This window comes from Bremerella cremea, from assembly GCF_003335505.1.
GTDB classification, from domain to species: Bacteria; Planctomycetota; Planctomycetia; order Pirellulales; family Pirellulaceae; genus Bremerella; species Bremerella cremea_A.
This window is the reverse complement of the sequence record NZ_QPEX01000038.1, coordinates 19,561-37,024: the sequence shown is the minus strand read 5'-3', so window position 1 is coordinate 37,024 and position 17,464 is coordinate 19,561. Positions and strand designations below refer to the sequence as shown.

Annotated in this window: 11 protein-coding genes; all 11 read left to right on the top strand. The window is 57.7% G+C overall.

Translation table 11 applies throughout. The features are described 5' to 3' along the window. Positions 1-1,596, top strand: a 1,596-nt coding sequence (locus DTL42_RS18810) for a hypothetical protein (RefSeq protein ID WP_214608591.1), incomplete at its 5' end; no start/stop codon positions are given. Positions 1,597-1,811: 215 nt separating this feature from the next. Continuing rightward, positions 1,812-2,648 carry a hypothetical protein gene (locus tag DTL42_RS18805; protein WP_114370857.1) on the top strand — a complete coding sequence of 279 codons (837 nt, stop codon included), beginning with the start codon at positions 1,812-1,814 and terminating at the stop codon, positions 2,646-2,648. A 152-nt stretch (positions 2,649-2,800) separates the two neighbouring features. Continuing rightward, on the top strand, positions 2,801-4,312 hold the full coding sequence (locus DTL42_RS18800) for a DUF1549 domain-containing protein (protein WP_114370854.1): 1,512 nt from the start codon (positions 2,801-2,803) through the stop codon (positions 4,310-4,312). Further along, the gene (locus tag DTL42_RS18795) at positions 4,303-5,610 is read left to right on the top strand and encodes a DUF1501 domain-containing protein (protein WP_114370852.1); all 1,308 of its coding nucleotides are present in this window, start codon (positions 4,303-4,305) and stop codon (positions 5,608-5,610) included. Before DTL42_RS18800 ends, DTL42_RS18795 begins: the two co-directional genes overlap by 10 nt. Next, positions 5,607-7,220, top strand: a complete 1,614-nt coding sequence (locus DTL42_RS18790; protein WP_114370850.1) for an EF-hand domain-containing protein — start codon at positions 5,607-5,609, stop codon at positions 7,218-7,220. The genes DTL42_RS18795 and DTL42_RS18790 overlap by 4 nt, the downstream gene beginning before the upstream one ends. Next, on the top strand, positions 7,217-8,257 hold the full coding sequence (locus DTL42_RS18785; RefSeq protein WP_114370848.1) for an AAA family ATPase: 1,041 nt from the start codon (positions 7,217-7,219) through the stop codon (positions 8,255-8,257). Before DTL42_RS18790 ends, DTL42_RS18785 begins: the two co-directional genes overlap by 4 nt. Further along, positions 8,257-9,180: a DUF58 domain-containing protein gene (locus DTL42_RS18780; protein ID WP_114370846.1), complete on the top strand. Its 924-nt coding sequence runs from the start codon at positions 8,257-8,259 to the stop codon at positions 9,178-9,180. The genes DTL42_RS18785 and DTL42_RS18780 overlap by 1 nt, the downstream gene beginning before the upstream one ends. Before the next feature lie 2 nt (positions 9,181-9,182). Next, positions 9,183-11,216 (top strand): BatA domain-containing protein, encoded by a 2,034-nt coding sequence (locus DTL42_RS18775; protein ID WP_114370844.1) that lies wholly within the window; start codon positions 9,183-9,185, stop codon positions 11,214-11,216. A 31-nt stretch (positions 11,217-11,247) separates the two neighbouring features. After that, positions 11,248-14,547 (top strand): hypothetical protein, encoded by a 3,300-nt coding sequence (locus DTL42_RS18770; protein ID WP_114370842.1) that lies wholly within the window; start codon positions 11,248-11,250, stop codon positions 14,545-14,547. Then, positions 14,544-16,997: a hypothetical protein gene (locus DTL42_RS18765; RefSeq protein ID WP_114370840.1), complete on the top strand. Its 2,454-nt coding sequence runs from the start codon at positions 14,544-14,546 to the stop codon at positions 16,995-16,997. Before DTL42_RS18770 ends, DTL42_RS18765 begins: the two co-directional genes overlap by 4 nt. A gap of 81 nt (positions 16,998-17,078) precedes the next feature. Then, the gene (locus DTL42_RS18760; protein WP_114370838.1) at positions 17,079-17,462 is read left to right on the top strand and encodes a BlaI/MecI/CopY family transcriptional regulator; all 384 of its coding nucleotides are present in this window, start codon (positions 17,079-17,081) and stop codon (positions 17,460-17,462) included. Positions 17,463-17,464: the final 2 nt, after the last annotated feature.

Genomic DNA, 17,464 nt, shown 5'->3' with positions numbered 1-17,464 from the left:
CCCCTGCCCCCTCCCCGCCCGGTTCCAAAATCGAATCAGGCGGCAGAGACGCTTGTCTTGTCTGAGCAAGAAACACTGAGCGACTACTCTTTGGCAAGTTCTCCGCCGCCGCTTAAAGGGGCGCAGAAAAACAGCATGACCAATCGGGACTACAACCCCGCTGGCATCCCTCGACCGATCGAAAAGCAGCCTCCTGCGCTCCCGTTTTCACAATTAGAGCCTTATGTCAGCTTGCCTGAACTCAAGCCAGAGACCGCAACCTACGAGGGAGCGATCGAGTTCGGCACGATCGCGGCGGAGGTTGCGGCGGAAATGGAGTTGTCGATCGAAAGCGCGGCCGTAAACCTCGCCGGACGCCGGTTCCATCTGGTCTCGCGCCCTGCCAGCGAAAGTGACCACCGTGCTTGGGATGTCCAACTGGCGGCTGCTACAGAACAAGAACCTGCTACCAGCAAGTCGGTCGGGCATGTTTGGGCCGATTCAGCAGGGGCGCTCAAGTTTCATTGGAATGCCGAGGCCGAGCAAGAAGAGGCCGAGCAACTGCAAAACACCCTTTTGCTCTGCTCGCACAAAGAACATCGCCACGCGATGGCCTTACGAGTGCCCGACATCCTGCCTGAAATTGGCATGGATCTGTCGGGTGAAAATGGAAAAGACCTGACAACGATCGTCTCGTTGCTGACGCCTCCCCAAGCCGACACATTACGGCTGACGATCGACTACCCGGACGAATTGGCCGTTCCCGTTGAAGCCGAGCCAGCGAACCGCACCGCGCCGCTTGGCGAAGGCATGATGCTGAAGCTTGGGGTGGAAAAAGATGTCGTGCGTGGCGAGATACGTATTCTTGCCAGGCAAAAAACAGACAATCAGATTCAGCTTTCGGTTTCTCCCAAATACCGACAAGAGGGAGATGGCAAGCTGGCCGATTTGACCCAAGAGAAACTGGTCAGCCAGATTTCTCGCCTGCAGCGTTTGCTTTCAAAAGACACCGAAGAATTGGCCGCAGCCTATGTCAATCTGCCAACCTACCTGGCCAACATGAAAAAGCTGCAAGGGACCGTTCCCCGCAATAAAGACGAGGCCGGCGCAAAAGCACGCACATTGATTCAGTTGGAAGGCTACGTCAAGAAATGCCAGTCCGCAATTCGGGCCAAAACGCGAACGATGCCCGCCTCGTACGAGGCCCTGCATCGGATTATCGAGGCGGCTAAGCTGGGGCGAAAGCTGAACAACAAAGCCCCGCTGCAATACTGTCTTTTCGCCGAGACCCCCAGCGGCCCAATCGTGCTGGTCCAAGGAAATCAACCGGTTGAAGCGGAGCAGAAAGAAGATGCCTTTGCATTTCTCGACAACACGCCCGGCCCCACCGGAACTTGGCTTAAACTGAATCCAGAATTGCAGATCGTTCAATTCTCTTCCGGTGGCTCGATCTCGGCGACCGATGCTTCTGGCAAACGCAGCTTAGCGAGTGGCAGTTGGCGTGCGGAGGGGGAGTTGATCCATATTTCGTATGGCGGAACCTCCGACGATTTTAACTTCTACAACGGGGTTGCTATCGCGACAGAAGATGGCAATGCCTTCTTTCGAAAGTTCTAATGGCCCCGGCATTTCGCGACGATCCAAGGCGACTGCTCGGCTGAAAAGCAATCTCTGGGCTGGTTGAAATAAAAAGATAGACACAAAGGCTATATTTGTCGATAATCGCCTTTCAGCGAGTGTTTCGAACCGCTAGATGCGGTGATAAGCCACGATCGAGGCTACCTCGTCTTATCGTCCCCCCTTGAACGTTCGTTCCTGAGAAAGGCAAGTCGATGATATCGTTTTCCCTGCGCGCTACGGCCGCGATTTGGATTGGGACAATCTGGCTTAGTAGTGGGTTTGCCCAAGAGGCAATCATTTCGCTTGAGCAGGCGCAACCCACCCAGGCTGCTGACGAAAACGCTCAAACCGCCGAGGAGTTGCAAGCCGCTTTTGACAAAGCGCCGCTGCGATTCGAGTTCACCGGAGGCGAAAGTGGCGACGAAAAGCTCGAGCTCGTCAAACAGCCGCTTCTGAATTGGTCGAACCCTGAACGACGTACGCCAGCAGGGGCCGTTTATATTTGGATACTCGACGGACGCCCGGAAGTGGCCCTCTCGCTTTATCCGAACAATGGTGTGATCGATCAAGAGTTTCAATCTCTTTCGCGGCATCCATTGATCGCAAAGCAAGAAGGGCTGGTTGTCTGGCATCCTCGGCAGCCAGGGCTCGAAATGAAGCCGCTGGAATCCGAGATGAAGCCAGCCGGAAGCAAGCCGGCTCGCCTCCGCCAGATGCGGGCTCTTGCTCGTGAATTCACTTGTAAATTAGCTCCCCCTGGCAAAAGTATTCCTGCCCGCATGTTGCCAGCCCCTTTGTTTCGTTATGCCTCGGAAAAGTCAGGCGTGATCGATGGGGCGCTGTTCGCGTTCGTACAAGGAACCGATCCGGAAGTCTTGCTGCTGATCGAAGCGGTGACTGACGATCAAGGTCAACCAGCTTGGCAGTACGGTCTGGCCCGGATGAGCATGGTGCCGATGGAAGTGCTGCATCATGACGACTCGGTTTGGGAAGTCGACTGGGCCCAGCAAAGCCACAGCACGCCTTATCGAGTGGTTCCTGGTGAATAAATGTGCCTCCTTAAATCGATGGAAAAAAGGCATGACAATTTTTATTAGGAAAATTGCTTGCTTAAAATAGACGAAGCGTCTATGTTCTTGTTTGTCGCGGTTGGGAATGTGTCCTCGCCGCAATTGGCCGCACCCAAATCGGGGAGCCGAACATGCGAATGCTGTCTGCATTTTTCCTGCTTCTTCTGGGCGGCGCTATCAGTGCTCCCACGACCGCACAAGCAGATTCCCGGGGCGAATCGCTTGCCCGCTGGATCAACGAGCGTGGCCGCGAAGTTTGGGGAGAACCGCCTGCAAAGTGCGACGACCTGACATTCGCTCGCCGCGTTTATCTTGATATCGTCGGGCGAACGCCCAGTGTTTCAGAACTCCGCGATTTTCAAGATCTGGGCGAAAACCGCCGCGATATCCTGGTCGAACGTTTGGTCTTTGGCGAAGGTCCACGAGCGGAAACCTACCAGCGGCTCAGCTCGGAAAATCTGGCTCGCCATTGGCGACGCGTTTTGGTTCCGCCCGGAACGGCCGTGGCTGGCTCGACGATGCCGCTGGAAGCGTGGCTAAAAAATGCGTTCGCCGAACGAACGCCTTACGACGCGATGATGCGTGATTTAACTGCCATTCAAGCAACCAACGAAGCGGGCAGCTATTACCAACTGCTGGGCGGTTTGCCGGAGAACTACGTTAGCCACCTTTCTCGTTCGGCACTTGGGGTGCGGATTGAATGTGCCCAATGCCACGATCACCCCTTTGTCGATTGGAAGCAGGCAGACTTCTGGGGCCTGGCCGCTTTCTATAGCAATATTCCCGTCGGAGCAGACAACCAACCTAATTCCTCGGTTGCCGGAAAGATTACGTACGAAGGGAAGACCTATCCCGCTAAGTTTCTGTGGAGCGACCAGCCGTTAGGTGAAAAGACTAACGCCCCGCGGGCTCGTTTAGCCACGTGGCTCACTTCCAGCGAAAACCCCCAGTTCTCGGCCACGGCCGTGAATCGAATCTGGCAATACCTTGTTGGCCATGGCCTTTATCCCGATGTCGACAACCTCGACCTGGCCACCCCCGAGCAGCGACAGTTTCTCGATCAACTTGGCGAGCGTTTCGCTCACGATGGTTTCGACGTGCATGGACTGGTCGCGGCGATTTGTAAGTCGGATTGGTATCAAGCCGAAACCAACGCAGCCCCAGCCGGCGACGCCCCTTTTCAGCGTCACTTGAAAGTGCTCAGCCCTGAACAAGTCTTCGATTCGTTAGAGCAAGCATTGCTCTTGCCGGTCGGGCGGGTCGACCAAGACGCGCCACGCTGGACCGGCGAACGAATGCAATTGGTCAATCGTTTAAGTGAAACTGTCGGAGCCACCCCGGAAGATTATTCCGCCGGTATTCCTCAGGCCTTGATGCTGATGAATGGACGACTCACCAACGAAGCGATCGACCTCGAAAGCAGCCGCCTCTTACGGGCCGTGGTAGAAACGCCGTTTTTCAACGATCGCGACCGGCTAGATACGCTGTTCCTGGCGGTGCTAACCCGCAAACCAACCGAGGCAGAACGTCTCGCTTTGATCAAGTTCGTTACCGATAATTCCGCCGAAAAATCGCAGCAGCAAGCCTACGGAGAAATCCTTTGGGCCCTGCTCAACAGCCCGGAGTTCGTGCTATGTCGATAAATGACGCGCTCGATTCGTTCACCCGTCGCGATTTGATGCGGATTGCTGCCGCTTCGCTGAGCGGGGTTAGCTGTTCCGGTTGGTTGCCGAAGCTGGCCCAGGCGGCTGCTGGGAAGAAGCCTGCCAAGTCGTGCATTCTGCTCTGGATGTCAGGCGGGCCGAGCCAGATCGATACGCTCGATCCCAAGCCTGGTCATGCCAATGGAGGACCGACCAAGGCCATTTCGACTGCGGTGCCAGGGATCGAGCTAAGCGAAAACCTTCCCATGCTCGCCAAACAAATGAAGCACATTGCGTTGGTGCGATCGATGAAGACCCGCGAAGGAGATCATGGTCGCGCCACACAATTGATGATGACCGGTTATCGCCCGATGGGAGGCAACATCGAGTATCCGGTCCTAGGGTCGCTCGTAGCCGAGCGCCTTAAGCCTGCCGCCGCCCAATTGCCTGGTTTCGTGGCGATCTCCCCGTTCCGACCAGGCAATTTGGGCGCCGGTTTTCTTGGCCCTCGTTTCGCACCGCTGATGGTTTCGGGAGCAAGCAACAATCCTAACACCCGCGCCGACTTAACGGTCGAAAACCTCGATCCAGCCGGGATCGAACGAACCGAACTGGCGCAGCGCAAATTCTTGCTCGAAACGCTTCGTACCGGCATGCCGGCCGAGACAGGGGCGGCCAGGACGCATGCGGCCGTCTACGATCAAGCCTTGCGGATGGTCGAAACGCGCGGCGAAGGGGCATTCGATCTCGATCAAGAACCTACCGAGCTACGTGATGCCTACGGACGCAACCGTTTCGGGCAAGGCTGCTTGCTGGCGCGGCGTTTGGTCGAGCGCAACGTGCCGTTCGTGGAAGTCACCCTTGATGTAGCCGCCGATGCCACCTGGGATTCGCATCTGAATAATTTCCGCACGGTAAAAACAATGTGTGAAACGCTCGACCCGGCCTGGTCGACGTTGCTTACCGATCTCCAGCAGCGTGGTCTGCTCGATTCGACATTGGTCGTTTGGATGGGGGAATTTGGACGCACGCCCCGCATCAATCCTAATTCAGGCCGAGATCACTTCCCCGATGCTTGGAGTGTCGCCTTGTCGGGAGGAGGCATTCAAGGGGGAAGTGTGATCGGTTCGACGACGCCGGATGGCATGGCGGTAAAAGACCGCCCCGTTCGTGCCGCCGATCTGCTAGCTACGGTGTTCGAGGCGATTGGCGTTCCCGCTACGGCAGAGAACTACATGGGAGACCGCCCGATTCCGATCGTCGATGGTGGCCAGCCCATCGAGGAGTTACTCGGATGATCGCTTCTTCGATCCTACATCGCCGAGCCGTAGCAGCCGCACGGGTTACTTGCCTTGCCGGACTACTTGGCGTGCTGCTCGTGGCAAATCCGCTGGCCGCCGCCGAGCCTGCTGCCGGCCAGCACGATATGTTGCTGCTCTTGCCGACGGGCCCTATTCACGTGCGGGCTTGGATCACCGACGGCGGTCAGCCGCTGCAGCAAGTTCGGCAGAACTATATCCAGCAACTAGTCACCTCGCTCGATACCGACAGCGACGGCAAACTCAGCCGAAGCGAAACGATGAAGCATCCGCTGTTTGTCAGCGGTCGGCGGTACGAAAACAATCCATTTCTCGATTCCCTCCGCAGCAAACGCCCCTATACCGATCGCGAGATTGAACTTGCGGTTGATCGTGTTGCCGGGCAACCAGTCGCATTTCGGCAGAACAACACGTTCGCAGAGCAAGACCTGAGTGTCTTCCGAGTGCTCGATCAGAATGAATCAGGCCTGATCGATCGCGCCGAAATGCGGCTGGCCCCTGCCCAGATCGCCGAGCGAGACAGCGACTTCGACCAGTGCATCACGTTCAACGAATTCCTGCAAGACTCTCCCGATGTGCCGGCCGATGTGGTGATCATGTCGGTGGTCGATACGCCTCCTACCTCGCTGCATTCCGAACTACTCCGCGATGCCAGCGAACCGGTTCTGGCGGCGCGCCTCGTGCGGCTTTACGATCAAGATCGCGACGCACATCTTTCTGCCCCGGAACTAGGCTGGAGCGACCAGCGCTTGGCTGCCTTAGATACCGACCACGATGGCCGCTTGAGCATGCAAGAGCTCGGCTCGATTGCCCAGGCCCAGCCTGACATGCAGATGACCGTTGATTTAGCCAAACCGCAGCCCGAGGCCATGCGGCTTGTATCGCCAGAAAACGAAACGCAACTGCCGGCACGAATCGAGCGCGGCAATGTGCGGCTGAGCATTAGTTATCGATATCGTGATCCGGTGGAAGAAGCCCGGCGGAATGCAGAAAACGCGTTCAATTTAATCGATGTTGACGCCAACGGTTATCTCGACCGAGACGAAATTGCCGAACATCAACGGTTCGAGCGTTACTTGTTCGACGCGATGGACGAAGATGACGACGACCGGGTTTTCGCCGCCGAGATGTTAAAGTACGTCACCAGCTACGCCGAAGCGGCTTCGACCTCGTGCCAGGCCACGCTCGTCGATACAGGAAACGGTTTCTTTCAAATGCTCGATGCAAACGACGACGGGCGTATCTCGATTCGCGAACTTCGCGAGTGCGAACAACGGCTAGTTGGCGTCGCCGGTGAAGACAACACGATCAATCCTTCGCGACTGGCGAAGTCGTTTCGGATTGAGTTTGAACGAGGGGGCGTCAGCCTGTTTGGTCGGGTCGACCGCCCTGATGCCCAATCCCCCGCCGTCCCCTTACGCAACCAAGCCGGACCGATTTGGTTTCAGCGGATGGACCGCAACGGAGATGGCGACCTCACCTGGGACGAGTTCCTCGGTCCGCGCGAAGTGTTCGAACAATTAGATGCCGATCAAGACGGCCTGTTAGATCCTACGGAAGCTGCCCAAGCCCACGAGAAGACCCCATGAGCAATACCATTGATCCCACCGCCCAGCACGATGGCAAGCTGTTACAACAAGTCGAGCGTCTGCGTGATGCCCGCGAGCAATTGCGGGAAGAAATTGGCAAAGTCATTGTCGGCCAACACGAAGTGGTCGACTTGCTGCTCTTGGGCCTCTTGTGTCGCGGCCACGTGTTGCTGCATGGGGTGCCAGGGCTCGGCAAAACATTGATGGCTCGCACGTTGGCCAAAACGCTTGATTTACAGTTCAAGCGAGTCCAATTCACGCCCGACCTAATGCCATCGGACATCACCGGGACCGATGTGATTGAAGAACGGGAAGGAGGAGGCGGGCATCGTTTGAAGTTTGTGCCAGGACCGATCTTCACCAACTTCCTGCTCGCCGACGAAGTCAATCGTACCCCGCCCAAAACCCAAGCGGCGCTGTTGCAAGCGATGCAGGAACACGAAGTTTCGATCGGCAACACCACATACCCAATCGAACTCCCTTTCTTTGTGGTCGCCACGCAAAATCCGATTGAAATGGAAGGAACCTATCCCCTGCCCGAGGCCCAGGTCGATCGGTTTATGTTCAACATCCGTGTCCGTTATCCGACCGTCGCCGAAGAGGCCGCGATCATTCGAGGGACCACCGGCCGCGAAACGGTTGAGCCTGAAGCGGTACTTTCTTCGGACGACTTGTTGCGATTGCAAGAGATCGTCCGCAGTGTTCCCGTTTCGGACGATGTCGTGCATTATGCCGCCCGCTTGGTCAACGCGACCCGCCCAGTGCGCAGCGAACAGGGCGAACGGACGCCGATTGAAGTGATTGAGAAGTACGTGACCTACGGAGCCAGCCCCCGCGCTGGGCAAGCGTTGATTCTCGCCGGCAAAGCCAAAGCCGTGCTCGAAGGACGCTACCACGTTGATTTCGCCGACGTCAAATCGCTCGCGCATCCGGTCCTGCGGCATCGCTTGGTGCTTAACTTCCATGGTCGCGCCGACAATATCGATTCCGACGACGTCATCGACAAGCTGCTAGCCGCCGTGAAGGAAGAAGCGTGATGATCTCCGCAGAGCGCCCGGCAAATCCCGATTCCAAAGCCAACCCTGGTTGGCTGCCGCCGGAAGAACTGGCCCGGCTGAACTCGCTTGAACTGCGCGCTCGGGGCGTGGTCGAAGGATTTCTGCAAGGACTGCACCCGAGCCCGTTTGTCGGTTACAGCGTCGAGTTCTCGGCCCATCGTCGCTATGGCCCAGGCGACGACTTACGGCATGTGAATTGGAAGGTCTTCGCCCGACAGCGCAAGTTGTACGTGAAAGAGTTCGATGCAGAAACCAACTTGAACTTGTATCTGTTGGTCGATGCCAGCTGTTCGATGCGTTGTCGTGTTGACGGGGCGATGACCAAGCACGATTACGCGGCGACGTTGGCCGCCGCCCTGGCCTGGCTGGCCATGAAGCAGCGCGACGCCGTGGCCCTCGGCTTGATGGACGACGGCATTACCGATTACCTCGATCCTTCCGCCAAACCGGGACGCTGGGAAGAATGCTTGAAGCTGCTATCACGCAGCCAGGCCCAACCGGTGACAGCCCTGGGCAAGTCGTTAGAGCAAGCCTCGGCATTGGCCCGGCATCGCGGGATTGTGGCGATATTCAGCGACTTGGTCGACGACACCGCAGCCATCGAACGCGGACTAGTGCAACTTCGGCATCGCGGGCACGAAGTGGTGTTGTTTCACTTGCTCGATCCGTGCGAACGTCACCTCACGCAAAAGGGACGCTTACGCGTGACCGACCTCGAAGGCGGGGCGCAATTGATGACCGATGCTGAAGGGATTCGAGCCGCCTATTTGAAACGAGTCGACCGCTGGTGCGCTGAACTCGCCGATTTGTGCGTCCACCAAGGCGTTGACCGCATCGAGCTAACAACCGACAAACCGCCAGCAGCGGTCCTGTTTGATTACCTGGTACGAAGATCGACCTAAGTATGAACTTTTTGCAAACCACATTCCTCCTGGCCACTGCCGCCGTCGCGATTCCGGTGCTCTTGCATCTGTTGAATCGTTGGCAGGCTCGCCATATCGAGCTAGGGACGATGCGGTTTCTGGAAGAAGTCATGCGCGAAGGCGCCCAGCGTCGCAAGATTCGCCGCTGGTTGCTTCTGCTCACTCGTTGTTCGCTCGTTTTGCTGCTGGCCTTTCTGTTTGCCCGCCCTTTCCTTTGGCAGCAAAAACCACAACAAGGTCAACACGTGCGGTTGATCTTGATCGATCGTTCGGCCAGCATGGCCATGAAAGGGAACGCTGGCCGCTTGATCGACGACGCCGTGAGCGCCGCAGCCGAGTGGTCTGCCGAACGTCGCGCCGACCAAACCGTGCAGTGGGCCTGGTTCGATTCGCAGGTCGAGCCCCTGGAAGCCGGCGTCACTCGGCCTTCGTCTCCGCAGATTTTGAGTGGCGATACCAATTACCTGGCCGCACTCCGCTGGGCACGAGACCGTTTGCATCTCGACCGCGCCACCCAAGGCGAAGTCTTGCTGGTTACCGATATGCAGCAAAGCGGTTTGGTAGGCGAAAGTCTGACGGATGAAGCGGTCTCGCTGCCGCCGGACGTGCCGTTCCATTTGATCGATGTTGGTCGCCCTGCCGCCAACAACTTGGCGATCACCGCCGTCACCACCCCGGGCAAACGGATTGGCATCGACGACGAACTTGAGTTCAAGGTGACCTTGTTCAACTACGGCCCCCTGCCCTACGAAGAGGTCCCTCTAACCGTAGCGATTGCCAGCGAAGAGCGAACCGCGCGGGTGAAGAAACAGATCGGTGTAGCTGCCGGGCAAGCCAGCGAAGTGACATTCGCGTTTGGCAAGTTGGAACCAGGCTTCTGGCGAGCCACCGTCTCGCTCGACATCGAAGACGATCTGGCGGCCGATAACCGCCATTTTGCCGCCGTCCAAATCGCCCGTCCGCTTGAGGTGTTGGTGTTGGATTCTGGTTCCAGCAAAGCCGGCACCAGCGCTGAAAGCTACTACTTAGCCACGGCGCTACAGCAAGACAGCACCACTCCACTTCCCAGCGCCACCCCGGAGAACGACAGCCCGCCCCGCTTAGGGCGTTTTCGGGCGGTGGTTCATTATTTAGAAGACGCTGGCGTTCCGAGTATTGATCCGGCAACGCATCCGCTGGTGGTCGTTGCCGATGCCGGGCGTGTTCCCTTGAACGCCATCGAGAAATTAGCAACGTACGTACGGGCCGGAGGCAAACTGCTGATCTTCGCCGGCGACGCGTACGACAACGACGTGTGGGGGGCGTGGGAGATGTCTGGCCTCGCCCCCGGCAAGTTGCAAGCCCCGCGACGAAGCGGCGTCATGCCGTTTCGCATCACCTCGGTTCAACCAGGGGCGATGTTAGAACCGTTTGAGGATCCCCAGCGAAGCGACCTTAGCCGGTTGCGTTTCGAGAAGGTGTTACCGGTCGAAGCCGACACCACGACGCAGGTCTGGGCTTCGTTCGATAACCGCCAGCCTGCGGTTACCAAGCATCAACTTCAGCAAGGGGATGTCGCCTGGTTTTTGGCCAGTGCCGATTCTCAGTGGAGCAATTGGACGACCAGCCCGTTGTACTTGCCGCTGGTGCAGCAAATCGCGGCGGACCTGGTCAAGCTAACCGGCGAAGGGCTCATTCTCGATCGCCGCGTTGGCGACCAAGATCAAACCACGCCGCTTGCTACAGCAATTAACAACGAACCACTCACTCCAGCGACCTTCACCCGGCCCGGCTTCCTGCCGCAGGGCGAGCAACTGGTGGTGGTGAATTCCACTTCGAAAGAGTCCGACCCGACACGGCTCGATAAACAGGCGTTTGCCGATCACTTTGGCCTGAAGCTGGCAGGCGAAACGCCCGACCAAGTGGATGCTATGGTGGCTGGCCAGACGCGAAAAGAATTGTGGCCGTGGTTTGCTGCGGCCGGGTTGGTCTTGATGGTTTTCGAGTTTGCCTTGGCGAACCGGACCTCGGCGTGATAGAAGTTCCTGGAAATAGGATGCAACTCCCATGAACGCACCAGCGGTTCTGATCAAGCTCTCGCAGCGTTTCCATACGCTACGCCGCCGCCACATGGCGGTCCAGATTGGCATTGCGAGTTCGCTGCTGGTGGTCGCCCTCTTAGGGGCGTGGGGGGTACTGGCCGGGTGCGATTATGTCTGGGAACTACCCCTGACCACGCGCCGGGTTGCCGCTGCCGTGGTAGTGGTTGGCATTCTGCTCGGCTTCAGTTGGCAGATTTATCGCATCGTTCGCGGCACACGAGCCCGCTCGTTCGCCACGCTGCTTGAGAAATCGTTCGAGCCGTTTGGCCAACGCATCCGCACGGTGCTCGATACCGTGGCAGGGCGTGTCGAAGGGCCTGCGGTGATGCTGACTGCTTTGGGGCATCAAACGCTCGGCCGCTGGGAAACGACTACCCCGGAGCGGATTGTTCCGCTGCGGAAACTGCTTATCGGCGTGTTTCTAGTGGTGCTGGCCAGCGTGGGGGTGGCCGTACTGTTTTTTACTAGCGACCAATGGCAAACGGCCCTCCTTCGTTCCACCGGCCGCGATCTTCCCTACACCACGTTTCACGTTCAGCCCGGCAATCACAGCATTCTGGAAGGGTTGCCAGTCGAGGTGGCGCTGACCCTGGATGGACGAATCCAACGCGATGTGACCCTCCGCTATCACTCTCTGCCCTTCGAGGCAGCCGGAGAAATATCGAGTGCCGCCGAAAAGCCTGCTTGGGTCGAACTCGAGCTCTTGCCTAGCGAAAGCAACGCGGCCCTCTTCACCGCGCAGCTGGGTAAAGCGGCCCGGCCGCTGGAGTATCAGTTCGTTACCAGTGCCGGCGAGACCGAACTGTTTCGCATCGATGTGCGCCCCCGCATCGAAGCTCGACGGATAGTGACCACCGTTTCCCCGCCTGCTTACACTCGGCTTGAATCTCGCCTCGTGTCCGACACCGATGTCACCGCGCTGGCGCTCTCGCGCGTTGAAGTCACCATCGAAACGAATCACCCGTTGCATCAGGCCGAGCTGACCATCATGGGGCAAGATACTTCCACCCTGCTCGAAAATGCCCCGTCAGAAGATCGCCGCCAATGGACGTTCGAGTTGCCCTGCCTCAAATCACTCTCGTGGCAGTTCACTGGGTACGGGCAAGATCAAACGCCACTCAAACCCGTTTCTGGTCGCTTGCGCGTACAAACCGATCAAGCACCAAGCCTTACCTGGCGTAGTCCCACGCAAGAGCTCCGCGTCAGCACGCTGACCGAAGTGCCACTGCAGCTTCTTGTCTCCGATGACTTCGGCGTGCAGGAAACAGGCATTGTCTTTCAGTTGGGGGGCGAGGAAGAATACGAACTGGCCAACTGGACCGAAAGCGAACAAGAAAACGCCGCTCCACCCACGACCCGTTTGCGTTTGGAAGAGACCTTGCCGCTCGAATCGCTGGCTCTAACCGAACGAGATTATATTGCCTATTACGCCTACGCGATCGACAACCACCAGCCCAACCCGTCCCGCGTGGAAAGTGACGTCCGTTACATCGACATCCGCCCGCTCCGGCAATTTTTCTCGGAGATCGAATTGCCACCCAACAATGGCGGAGGTGGTTCCGTGGTGGTGCAGCTCGATGAAATCATTCGCCGCCAGCGTTTCATGATCAATCGCACGCGCCGCCTGACCAAGGCGACCGGCGAAGACCTGACCCAGCAATTGCGCACGATCGATCGTCTGGTCGAAAATCAAAGTGAATTGGCTGGCGTCGCGCGGTTTCTCGCCGAGTTCCTCATTTCGCAAGGTAACGACGACGTCGAGGCCCTCAATCAGGCCGAGGCGACCATGCTGCAAGCTTCCGACTCGTTAGCCGCTGCGAATTTCGACCTGGCGTTGGTCCAACAGGAAGACGCCCTCCGATCGCTGGCCGAGGCACGGCGAACCGTGGAGTTGGCAATTAACAAAGGGCAGTTACCATTCCAGAGACAAGCTTTACGACGTTTCAACCAGCAAATGCGGCAAAAGCTCCGCCTCAATCGTCCCCAAAGTCCCAAGCAGTTGGCCGATTCGCTGCAGCAAATCGCCCGGCAGCAGCGCATGCTGGCAGTCCGCGCGCAGAAAATCGGGCCTGATACGCCCGAGGAAGAAGGGGATGAGCTTTACGCCGACCAAATCGATTTGCTAGAGCGGGTTCGCACGATCGAAAACGATGTGTCCGATCAGTTGAATCGATCGAAGCTATTCGCCAGCCGCATGCGGGAAGCCCAAGACGCGATGAACTCGCTGGCCAGTCTCGCTCGTGACGGCGAGTTAGAAACCTACCCAGCCGGAGCGGAGCAAGCGAGCGACCAACTGCTGGAACTGGGCGTGCAGTTGCAAGGACTTGCGGCGGAAGAAGCTATCGAGCGCGTCGCCTCACTCCGCGATCTGACTGCCTCGCTGGCCAACTTGGAAAGTGAATTGGCCAAACAACGGCAATCGGCCAGTCCTAGCCCGGCTGACGACTCAGATTCGCCGGCGGAAAACAGCCTTCCACAGCAGCACGCCCAAAAAACGGTCAAGCAGTTACAACGTCGTAGCAAAACGGTCGACGATCTGCTGAACACACCAGCAGAAATTGGCGATGCCGAAACCAGCGAAGTGAACGATCGGCTTCAGCGGTTGGCCGAGGAGAATGAGTTTTCGCAACTGCTTGCTGCCAGTCAAGAAGTCGCTGATGAGCCGCAAGAGTCACCTGGTCAGAAGCAAGAGCAAGCCCAGCCAACCTACGCCCGCGCGATGCAGTATGCCGAAATTGCCGTGCAGCTCGATCAGCTCTTTCGTCAACTGTCCGAACCTCGTTTGGCTCGGCTACGCCAGCTAGAACAGCAAGCCTCGGCCTTGGCCCTGCAAATGCAAGGTGGAGCTGGGGAACAAGGCGAGAACGCGGAGAAGGAGAAAGGGGAAGCGGGAGAACGCTCCCCTGAAGTCAAAGCCGCAATGGCCGAGCTTGAACGGCAACTGCGCGACGAAGGACTGCAACAACTGGCCGAAATGCTTCAGTCGGGCGATCAAGTCGGCGATGCCGCGACGGAGAACGACGATTCCCGTTCCGATAAATTCGATCCCACCCTCCTGCATAGTTCCCAAGGACGCGTATTGCTGGTCGTGCGTGAGATTCAAGCGCGGATTCAAGAAATGATTCTGCAAGATATCACCCCAGACCGCGATATACCGGTGCCACCTCAGTACCAACGAGCCGTCGATCACTATCTGCGTGTCTTAGCAGGAGAAGCAGCCACCATCGAGACCCCCTCGGTCAGCCCAGCAGGAGAGACACCATGATGCAAGTATCCCCTCTGCTTGCCGATACCTACCTTTCCTGGCTGCCCGCTTTTTCCAGCTACGGCTTGTTGGCCTTGCTGTTGGCCTGCGTTGTCCTGTCACTGGGGCTGCGGCTTTGGTGGGGGCCAGCCCACGTGACGCATCAAGTGGGAATCTTCGTCCTGCGCGGCGCCGCTTTGGCGATTATGTTTCTTATTTTGTTGGGGCCGACGGTCGTCGAGGAACAACCGGGCGAAGTCAGCCGCCCCAAGATGCTTTATCTGCTCGATGGCTCGCAAAGCATGCAACTGGGCAGCGAGGAGACCCGTTGGCAGGAAAGCTTGCGGTTTTTGGAAGCAGCGGAAACGGCTGCCGGAAATGCTCAAAGCACCAACGTGCAAGCGTTCCGTTTTGGCCATCGCCTGCAACCGCTGACCGATCAGGCGACGATCTCGCTGGCTGATGACCCCACCGCGACGATCGCCCTCCCAGAAGCAACCGACTCGCGCCTGGGGGACGCATTGCGGCAACTGCTCCCCCAGATTCAAACGCGCTCGGCGGCGGGCATTGTGCTTTGTTCCGATGGCCGCGTGCGGGGATCGGAAGCGGTAGAACGGCTGGCGGAAATATGTGGCGAGGTCCAGGTTCCCATTCATGTCGTCCCCGTCGGACATGCTTCCGGGGCTGGCGATATCGCGATTGTCTCGTTGGTCGTTCCCAAGCGTGTCAGTAAATACAGCGAAAATCAGTTGCAAGTCTTCCTTCGCAGCTACGGCTTCACCGGACAACGCACCATGATTCGCGTACTTAGCCGCGATAAAACCAGCGGAACGCCTGCTACGACGTTGGCTTCGGTACCGATTACCCTCAGCGGCGGGGCCCAGGCCGCGTCGGTCACCTTCCGTGTAAGTGATCGCCCTGAGGACTTAGAAGTGGTCATCGAACCAGTCGAAGGGGAACTTACCGAGCGAAACAACCGCGTCGAAACCCGCGTCGAAATCGATCGCACCAAGATCCGCGTGTTGTACGTGGAAGGCGAGCAAGCCACCAACTTGAACAATGTTTTTGGTGGCTTCTTCGCGTTGGAATCCAGCGATGCTGCCGCTTCGCTCAACGTGCGGGCCGCCTTGCAAGAAGATGACGACATCGAGTGCGTTGTGTTTGAATCGAGCAATGGCAGCATTCCGCGCACGGTGGCGATCGGAAACAATCCACGCGATGCCCTCTTTCCGCGAACGCGGGCCGAACTGTTTGCCTACGACTGCATCATTTTCAGCAACGTCGGCCCGAACATGCTAAGCGAAGATCAAAACCAATGGCTCGCCCAGTGGATTGAAGGACGGGGAGGTGGTTTGATTGTCACCGGTGGCGAGGCACTTGATCCCGATCTGTGGCTCAATTCCCCTTTGACGCCGCTACTACCGGTACGGGTTGAAAACGCACGACCAATCGGGCTGCGTGCTGCCAGCGTCGCTGCTAGTGAAAAGAACCATCCGATCTGGCGATTACGCCTCGAAAAATCGCTGAACGATCAAATCTTGAGCTTGCTGCCTCCTTTGCAAATAAAAGGAGGGGGTTGGCAAGTGAAATCGACCGCCGAGGTACTAGCCGAGGAAACCGAATCGGGGACCGCCGTGATCATGGCCCACCGGGCAGGTCGTGGACGTGTCGTTGTTTCCAGCGCCAATCTCGGCGGCACCGCCCTCACTGATTTGGGTGACAGCTGGGGACCGCAGCCAGAACGTGTCGCCGCCAAGTTTTGGCGAAACCTGGTTTACTGGGCGGCGGAAGGATCGTCGACCGGACGTCGTCGTTTGGTTGCCAATGCCGACAAACAGTTCTATCGGCCCGGCGAGACAATTTCGATTTTAGCAACCGCCTACGACGAAGCGGCCCGCCTGTCGAACAAGTATCGCTTGTGGGCGATGCTCGAACCGAATTCGTTGGAAGATGTCTCCCTTTACTCGCCTGTGTTATGGCCCGATAACGTCGTGCGCGAAAGTGGTGAAGTCGGCTCGCACATCGCGTGGGGGGAAGAACTGCCCCTGGCCGTTGGTAAAGAGGGGGAAGGCTATGGACTTGATCTGCTGCTGAGCGAAATGAACGGAACCGTCGATAGCGGCATGCGAATCGAATTAACCGCTTATGAAGGAGACGAAGCAGAATCGGCCTATGGGCATGGAACTCAGGTCGATAGCAGCTCGCTGGCGATTCAAATCCTCAGCGATCCTTTTGAGCAGCAAAACCCGCTACCCAATCACGACCTATTAAAGCGATTGGCAGCAGTTTCTGGTGGTCAGGTACTTACCCAACCGAGCCAATTGGCCGAGTTACTGGAAGATCGACCCCAAATTGAAGGGCTTCCCCGCAGGGATATCACTCCCGCGTGGAGCCATTGGTGGTTATGGTTAAGCATAGTGGGCTTGTTGTCGACGGAGTGGTTTTGGCGCCGCATCACCGGCCTGGCCTAAGATCGTGCCTTGAGACGATCGATTGCGACATTACTTACGGGAGCCTGGCGTACGCTTGGTGACCACCCAGAGGATTATCGGATGCTAAAGCCTTCGAAGGATGTGACCGCCGCGGAGTTGGCGATTTTAGAACAACTGTGGGAACACGAATCGGCCACGCTCAAAGAGCTTTCTGGCTGGCTGTACGGTTCGACCAGTCCTTCTGACATCGCCACCGTGCAAAAACTGATCGCGCGGTTGGAAGCCAAGCAGTGTGTCGAACGGAACCGCGAAGAATGGCCCCACATCTTCAAAGCGGCCATCAAACGCGAAGACCTGATCAGCAAACGGTTGCAAGCCACCGCCGACGAACTGTGCGACGGTACGCTCAACAGCTTGCTGACACATTTGGTCAAGTCGGCCCGATTCAATGCCAAGCAGCGGAAGAATCTTCGTAAACTTTTGGACGATCTGGACAGCGAATGAAT